The 7,284-nt window shown below is 65.1% G+C and carries 11 protein-coding genes; all 11 read right to left on the reverse strand.

All coding sequences use genetic code 11. The features are described 5' to 3' along the window. Positions 1 to 569 precede the first annotated feature (569 nt). The 11 genes from RUU78_RS14650 to nifN all read right to left on the reverse strand — a co-directional run bounded on the left by RUU78_RS14650 (position 570) and on the right by nifN (position 7,129). Positions 570 to 839: a type II toxin-antitoxin system RelE/ParE family toxin gene (locus RUU78_RS14650; RefSeq protein WP_313917844.1), complete on the reverse strand. Its 270-nt coding sequence runs from the start codon at positions 837 to 839 to the stop codon at positions 570 to 572. A 2-nt stretch (positions 840 to 841) separates the two neighbouring features. Beyond that, a complete protein-coding gene (locus RUU78_RS14655) occupies positions 842 to 1,126 on the reverse strand; it encodes a CopG family transcriptional regulator (RefSeq protein WP_313917845.1) in 285 nt (94 codons plus the stop codon). 63 nt (positions 1,127 to 1,189) lie between these two features. Then, positions 1,190 to 2,398 carry a cysteine desulfurase NifS gene (gene nifS, locus RUU78_RS14660; protein WP_313917847.1) on the reverse strand — a complete coding sequence of 403 codons (1,209 nt, stop codon included), beginning with the start codon at positions 2,396 to 2,398 and terminating at the stop codon, positions 1,190 to 1,192. Between the two features lie 22 nt (positions 2,399 to 2,420). Then, on the reverse strand, positions 2,421 to 3,305 hold the full coding sequence (nifU, locus tag RUU78_RS14665; RefSeq protein WP_313917849.1) for a Fe-S cluster assembly protein NifU: 885 nt from the start codon (positions 3,303 to 3,305) through the stop codon (positions 2,421 to 2,423). Positions 3,306 to 3,315: 10 nt separating this feature from the next. Next, the gene (locus tag RUU78_RS14670) at positions 3,316 to 3,642 is read right to left on the reverse strand and encodes an iron-sulfur cluster assembly accessory protein (protein ID WP_015768757.1); all 327 of its coding nucleotides are present in this window, start codon (positions 3,640 to 3,642) and stop codon (positions 3,316 to 3,318) included. A 210-nt stretch (positions 3,643 to 3,852) separates the two neighbouring features. Further along, the gene (fdxB, locus tag RUU78_RS14675) at positions 3,853 to 4,149 is read right to left on the reverse strand and encodes a ferredoxin III, nif-specific (RefSeq protein ID WP_313917854.1); all 297 of its coding nucleotides are present in this window, start codon (positions 4,147 to 4,149) and stop codon (positions 3,853 to 3,855) included. A 4-nt stretch (positions 4,150 to 4,153) separates the two neighbouring features. Further along, entirely contained in the window at positions 4,154 to 4,363 is a 210-nt protein-coding gene (locus RUU78_RS14680) for a CCE_0567 family metalloprotein (RefSeq protein ID WP_015768759.1), read from the reverse strand. Between the two features lie 10 nt (positions 4,364 to 4,373). Continuing rightward, on the reverse strand, positions 4,374 to 4,859 hold the full coding sequence (locus tag RUU78_RS14685) for a NifX-associated nitrogen fixation protein (RefSeq protein ID WP_313917858.1): 486 nt from the start codon (positions 4,857 to 4,859) through the stop codon (positions 4,374 to 4,376). Beyond that, positions 4,856 to 5,293: a SoxR reducing system RseC family protein gene (locus RUU78_RS14690; RefSeq protein WP_299069500.1), complete on the reverse strand. Its 438-nt coding sequence runs from the start codon at positions 5,291 to 5,293 to the stop codon at positions 4,856 to 4,858. The genes RUU78_RS14685 and RUU78_RS14690 overlap by 4 nt, the downstream gene beginning before the upstream one ends. Continuing rightward, positions 5,290 to 5,670 carry a NifB/NifX family molybdenum-iron cluster-binding protein gene (locus RUU78_RS14695; RefSeq protein WP_313917861.1) on the reverse strand — a complete coding sequence of 127 codons (381 nt, stop codon included), beginning with the start codon at positions 5,668 to 5,670 and terminating at the stop codon, positions 5,290 to 5,292. The genes RUU78_RS14690 and RUU78_RS14695 overlap by 4 nt, the downstream gene beginning before the upstream one ends. A 52-nt stretch (positions 5,671 to 5,722) precedes the next feature. Further along, positions 5,723 to 7,129, reverse strand: a complete 1,407-nt coding sequence (gene nifN, locus RUU78_RS14700) for a nitrogenase iron-molybdenum cofactor biosynthesis protein NifN (protein ID WP_313917862.1) — start codon at positions 7,127 to 7,129, stop codon at positions 5,723 to 5,725. Between the last annotated feature and the right edge of the window lie 155 nt (positions 7,130 to 7,284).

The raw sequence follows: 7,284 nt of genomic DNA on the forward strand, positions 1-7,284 counted from the left end.
GGCGGCTGAGGGCGTCGTAGACGCGGGTGATCTGCCGGGTCAGGGTGCCACCCGGCGCGATATCGAGGGCGTGAACTGTACGAGAGCCGTCACCCACCCGCCTTCGGCGGGTAGCTGCCGATGTCAGAAGGACCGCTGCTGCGGCCCTTCGTCTATCGACTGATCTGCTGAACCGCCTGAGCCGCGGTCATGTCGATATGCCTTGGCAGCTTCCCATCGCCAGCAGATCGGCATCGCTCGACACAATCCAGTCGGGGCCGGCGGTAAGTATGGTGAAAATTTGCTGCGGGAAGCGACCAGCAAGTGATATGCCATGCAGTCATTTATGCATCGTAACCAATTGACAAGAAAGGCCAAACGAGGCAAGGCAAGTGTAAGATCTACAGACACTTGCTCACAGGGGAAAGCAACAGTGGGACCACGTCCGAATCTGCGATGGTCCACCTCGGGTCACGTGACGTCGGCTAAAGTGGCTCCATGTTATGCAGAAACCGAGGAATCCGATTCGCGCCGAGCCCACCTGGCGAATCGCCCCGACTTCGTCACTCCCGCCCGAAACTGGCTTCACGCTACGCGCGTATCGCCAGCACGAAGACAGTGTCGATTTCGGCGACGTAGCGATACAGCGCCACATACCCATGCGTCCTGCGACCGATCACCAGTTCCCGCTTTCCGCTGTCGGCAGGGCGACCGATCAGGGGGTTCGTTTCAAGCACGCCGATGGCCTCGACGATCTCGTGTATCCGCGCAGCAGGATTGTCGACCAGATACTGATCGAGGTGATCGAGAATCCGGGCGAAATCCTCCCGAACCTCGGGCGCCAGCTCGATGCGGGACACCGCTACTTCGTCAGCTTGCGTACTGACGGGGGTTTCGCCGCCTTGCCGGCTACGCGGCCCTCAAGGTAGCTGCGCATTTCGCTCCACGGGATGGTCTTGCCGGACTCGACGATGCGGGTATACCGCTCCTCCGCCTCGGCATCGAATTCCGCACGACGCTCGGCCTGCTCGGCCTTTTCGGCAATCGCTTCGAGGATGAAGTTGTGGGGGGTTGTGCCCGCACGCCCCGCTGCTGCAGCAACGCGGGCCTTCAGGTCGTCGGGAATACGGATGGTCGTGGTGCTCATGGAAAGCGCCGGGCGGGATTCAACACACGCCCAATGTAGCACACCAGTGACACAAGAATCCGGTCAGGCGTATTCCGGCTGGAAGGCCTGCTCCGGATTCGCGGCCGGTCCGTCACCGCTCCAGTAAGGGGAGAGCTTCCTCAACTTCGCGATCACCGGCGGTACGGCGGCGATGACGCGGTCCACTTCCTCTTCGGTGTTGTAGCGCGAAAGCGAGAAGCGAATCGTCCCGTGTGCCGCGGTATAAGGGATGGCCATCGCGCGCATCACATGCGACGGCTCCAGCGAGCCCGAGGTGCAGGCTGAGCCGGAAGACGCGGCAATACCGAGCTGGTTGAGGAGCAGGAGAATGCCCTCGCCTTCGACATACTCGAAGGCGATGCTCGCCGTATTGGGCAGACGGTAGAGCGTGTCGCCATTGACGAAGGCGTTCCTGACGCTGCCGAGAATCCCTCGCTCGAGGCGGTCACGCAGGCGCTTGACGGTCGTGTTCTCGGCCACCAGATGCTCCTGGGCAAGCTCGCAGGCAACGCCGAGGCCGATGATCGACGCCGAGTTCTCGGTGCCGGCGCGACGCCCACGCTCCTGGTGGCCGCCGCGCAGGAGGGGGCGGAAGCGGGTATTGCGGCGCACATACAACACGCCGATGCCTTTCGGCGCGTGCAGCTTGTGACCGGACAACGAGAGCATGTCGATCTTCGTGCTCTTGAGATCGATGGCGACCTTGCCGACGGCCTGCACGGCGTCGGTGTGGAAAAGGATGCCTTTCGCGTGCGCCATCTCGGCCATTTCCTCGACCGGAAAGAGGGTTCCCGTTTCATTGTTCGCCCACATCGCCGACACGATCGCCACGCGCTCGTTGAGCAGCGACCGGTATTCGTCGAGGTCGAGCCGTCCCTTGCGGTCGACGCGCAGGCGATGCACGGTGTAGTCCTCCTTCTCGAGGTAGGCGCACAGGCTCAGGATCGCCGGATGCTCGACCATCGTGGTGATCACCGTCCGCCGTTCGGGATTGGCTTTCAGCGCCGAGAGAATGGCCGTCGCGTCGGACTCGGTGCCGCAGGAATTGAACACGATTTCGCTGTCGTGGGCCGCGCCAAGCAGCGACTGGACCTGCATGCGCGCCTGCTTGATCGCCTTGCCGACCTGCGAGCCGAAACTGTGGATCGAGGAAGCGTTGCCGAACTGCTCGGTAAAGTAGGGCAGCATCGCCGCCACGACGGCGGGATCGCAGGCCGTCGTGGCGTTGTTGTCCATGTAGATCGGTTGCATGGCTTTTCCTCTCGGATGACGGTTAGGCGCGGGCCAGCGCGGCGACCGGCAGCACCTGCACGAGTTCGCCCAGGGCTTCGATGAGCTTCTGCTGCACGCCGCCGAGGGTCGCGGCTTCCATCGAGCATCCGCGGCAGGCGCCGGTGAGTTCGACGTAGATCTTCTTGCCGTCGACCTCGACCAGGGTGACATCACCGTGGTCACGTTGCAGCGATGGGCGGATGGCTTCGAGCGTCTCCTCGATCCTGCGGATGCGCTGGTAGTTGGTCAGCTTCGGCTTGCCCGGTACCTCGCCGGCCGCCGGCCGCGCCTTGGCCGGCTTCACCTCGTTGGCGTAGAGCCGACCGTTGACAGCGATCAGGATGTCCTCGATCTTCTCGTGGCAGGCCGAACAGCCGCCGCCGGCCTTGGTGTAGTTGGCCACCTCCTCGATCGTCCGCAGGCTGTTGGCGCGCACCGTGTCCTCGATCATCACGGCGTCGATGGCGAAGCACTTGCAGACCAGTTCGCCCTCCTCGTGATCATCCTTCCAGCTCTCGCCGCGATAGTTGGCGACGGCGGCCTGCAGTGCCTCGCGCCCCATCACCGAACAGTGCATCTTTTCCGGCGGCAGTCCGTCGAGATAGTCGGCGATGTCCTGGTTGCTGACTTGCAGCGCTTCATCCAGCGTCTTGCCCTTGATGATCTCGGTCAATGCCGACGACGAGGCGATCGCCGAGCCGCAGCCGAAGGTCTGGAAGCGCGCATCGTCGATGACCTCGGTTTCCGGGTTGACCTTGAGCATCAGGCGCAACGCGTCACCGCACTTGATCGAACCGAAATCGCCGATGCCGTTGGCGTTCTCGAGCGGCCCGGAGTTCCGCGGGTTGAAGAAGTGCTCGCGCACCTTCTCGGAGTAGTCCCACATGGCGATCTCCTCAGCCCGCGAACGACTGGCCGCAGGCACAGGCACCCGCGACATTCGGATTGTTGAACTTGAAGCCGGTCTGCGTGAGGCTGTCGACAAAATCGACCGTCAGGCCGTCGAGCATCGAACTGCTCAACGGATCGACCAGCAGGCGGGCAGCGGCACCGACGTCGAACTCCAGGTCGTCGTCGCCTTTGTCCTGTTCGAGACGCAGTCCGTATTGCAGGCCGGCGCAACCGCCACCGGATACAAAAATGCGCAGACCGGCGACCGGAGTCTCGGTGGCCTTGACGAAGCGGCTGATTGCCTTCACCGCGGCGGGGGTCAGATGGATCATGAGCTGCTCTCCTTGAGATGGGGCGGGTTCCCTGAGTTCATCACCGCAAGCTTCGTACCAGCCCTGCCGATAACCCGCAACACCATGAATTTGCACGCGTTCCGCGATTTCACCCGAAGTGGAGTGGGTGTCTAATGGGTGTCGCAAACGCGACACGCCGAATTGCGACACGCTCCCGGGCGAGCGGCAGGCGCGCGGAACTCGCTCTGCTCACGCCGCAGCAGCCTCGTAGGTGTAGCAATCCTTCGGGCAGACGCGACCGCAGGCGCCGCAGCCGATGCAGTCGGCGCCGTTGGCGATGGTCATCACCATCATTTCGTCATCGTCATCGGCATCCTCGTCGGCATCGGCCAGCAATTGCTCACTGCGCTCGACCAGATCGAGAACGTTGCGTGGACACACCTTGTAGCAGCGGCCGCAGCCAATGCACTTTTTCGGATCGAGGAAACTGACGAACTGTGGGGTCCATTCGTCCCCACCGCGGGTGCGTCCGGTGATGGTGCCCATGCGCTTATCCTTTCTGTGCCGCCTGCAGGCGGGCGTTGGCTTCCGCCCACGCCTGGCAGGCCGCGAGCGTTGCCTGTGAAATTTCCGGAAGCTCCTGCCAGGCGGCAGGCAACCTGTCTTCGACCAGATCGTGAAGTCGCGCGGCCTGCTCGCCGGCGAGGCGCTTGAGCTTCTTCACTTGCCGATCGAGTTCCCTGATGTCGTCTTCGCTCATGCTTGTCGCCTCACATGCCGGCCACTTCAGGGAATCGGCCGATGACGCCGAGCGCCACGGCGAGGTGCTTGTCGGCCTCGCTCTTCATCTTCGACAGGGACTCGAAGCCGAAGCGATGTACGTCGCGCAGCGTCCGATCCATGACCACCAGCTTGCCGACGGTGATCAGCGCACGCCCAAAGCCTTCGTGGGTGATCTGCACGAAGGGCACGGCCATCTGTCCGCATTCCTTTTCGATCAGCACCGCAATCGCGTTGTGGAAAGCCTTGACGCGGGCCAGCGTCAGCTCGTCGGGATCGCCGATGGTCGGCAGCGCGCGCTTCTGCTCCTTGCTCAGCACGTAGCCGGCGAGGATCGTCGGCACCGCCTTGCCGTCCCACTGGCCGTAGCTGTCGAGCGCCCGCGTCTGGCGCAGCATTTCCCTGATGAAGTCGGTGGCATAGATTGGCGCATCGGCGGGCTCGATCGCGGATACGGGGGCAAGACCTGCAGTCATGGGCTTTCTCCAGGAAATGACTGGGATGGACAAGTGACGGAGGCGGCCGGCTGCACGCGGTCGGCGAACAGCCGGCGGTGCAGCAGGCGGACCAGGAACAGGCCGGTGGTCAGGCCGATAGCGGCGCCAAGGGCGGCGGCGGCGTCGCCGGCGAAAGACAACAATGCCGCGCCGAGCAGCAGAGTCACGGCCGGCAGCAGATAGCCGATCGCCATCCCGAGCGTGAAGTTCGTCTGCTCCAGCTTGAGCACTACGGGGTCGCCGACGACCGCATTCGCCGGCGCGGTGATGCGCACCGACCGTTCGGCGCCACTGCCGCAGACGGCGCGTGCCCGGCAACCATGGCAGCTCGAGGCGACGGCGATGCGGACCTCGGCCACGTCGCCGCGCACGTCGACCACCCGGCCGCGGGCTTCGAGAGTGCCCGGCATCATTCGTCCCAGCCTTCGTCAAGCATGCGATCGAAGCGGGTGCTGTCTCCCGCCTGCCGGCGGATCGCCTTGTCGACCCAGGCGGTGCCGCCGCTGCAGATCGCCCGGCTGAGCTGCTGCAACAGCACGTCGATCGTCGCCTCATCGTCGAGGCGGATCGGCTGCACGCCGACGGCCAGCAACTGCTTCACTGCCGAGGCGCCGGCCGCCAGGCAATAGACGGCGGCACAACCCGCCAGCGACGCCACCCGCGCCGGCAGTCTGCCTTCGTTGTCCTCCATGGCGGCCGGCGGAAACTCGACGATCTCGACCAGCCGTGCCCGCTCACCATCCAGGGAATAGACGGCAAAGCCCTCGGCAGCGCCGAAGTGCTGATTCACCGTGCTGCGGTCGTTGCTGGCGAAGGCTACCCTGAGCATTCCCGGCGCCTCGCTAGTGGCGGACCAGGCCAGCGCCAGACGGCGCCCGCGCCGCTGTGTCGCTCTCGCTGCCGGCCCGGTAGATCGATCGATGGACAGGGATGTCATGGTGGTTCCCGAGGAAGAGATTGGCGATATCGAACAAGGCCTGGCGCGCGCCGCGATAGCCGACCCAGGTCCGCGCATAGCCACCCACCCAGTCGTACTGGGGGAAGCCGGCGCGCAACAGCGGCACTTGCAGGCGCTGCGCGCTGGGCGCGGCGTGTGAGTTGGCGACGATGAGCTGGGCGCGCTGCGCCAGTGCCGCACGTTCCAGATCCTCGAGGTCGCCAATGCGCACGCTGACTGCCGGCAGGTCGGCGAGCACCTCGGCGCGCGTCGACGCCACCGCCGCGACGACTTCGCCGCCGACGCCGGTGAGGAACTGACCCAGCGCCACCAGCAGATCGGGGTCGGCAGCGATACCGATGCGCAGGAAGCCGGTCATGAAATGCGTGTCGACCATCGCGTCCTGCAGTTGCGCCCGCTGGCGCTCGATGGCGGGAGGTACCGGCTGCCCCGAGATTTCGGCCAGTGCGAGGATGAAGGCATCACAGGCATCGAGGCCGAGCAGATGATCGAAACGATAATCCGGCACGCCGCTGCGCGCGCGCAGAAGATCGGCCGCCTTGTGCAGCGAACGACCGATGACGAGGGTGGCGACCGCCTCGCCGAGCGCGGCGATGGCAGCTTTCGGGGTTCCCCCCAGGGTCAGCGGTGTGCTGTCCTGATCGATCAGATGGCCGTCGAGTGAATCGCCGAGGTCGGGCAGAACCACCGGCAGCAGACCGAAGGCCTCGATCGATTCCTTGATCGCTTCAATGTCCCCCGGCGTCAGCATCGACGACGCGAGGACATTCACCTGCCGGCTGCCGCCCGCGGCTGACGCCGGCCCGCGGCCGGTGGGGAGCAGCGTGTCGATGATCGCCTCGACGGCGAGGGCAAAGCCGGTCTCCAGGCAGCCGCTGTAGTCCGGCGTGTTCACCGGCACCACGGCCGTGTTCGAGAATTCCGGATGACGACGACGGAACTCGCGCACCAGACGCTGCATGTCGCAGCCCTGGGTCTCGGAGAGCCCGGTGGTGGGCAGGCCGATGATTTCCGGCCCGCTCTTTTCGCAGAGCACGCGCAGGCCCTCGATGACGTTCTCGTCGGCGCTCATGATGCTCGACACCTGATCCATGGCCGTCGTCTGCAGCGGAATCGGCTCGCGGAAATGGCGTACCAGGAACACCTTGCCGAAAGCCGTACAGCCCTGCGAGCCGTGCAGCATCGGAATCGCCCGCCGCAGACCGAGGAAGGCCAGGGCGGCGCCGATCGGCTGACTGGCTTTGAGCGGATTCACCGCCAGCGGCTTGGCGCGCTTGAGGATCTCAGGCATGGGCTTCTCCGGCAACCGGCAGCGCTGCGCCCGCGGCCGGCGCGGCGTGCCACGGGGCCGGCGCCCGCACCTTGTGCCACACCGGCGATTCGAGCGTCAGCGCGAGCTGGCGCCCCAGTTCCAGCATGCCGCCGTAGCCGGCATAGCCGAAGTCT

The sequence above is a fragment of the Tahibacter sp. genome, from assembly GCF_032229445.1.
In the GTDB taxonomy this organism is placed as follows: domain Bacteria; phylum Pseudomonadota; class Gammaproteobacteria; order Xanthomonadales; family Rhodanobacteraceae; genus Tahibacter.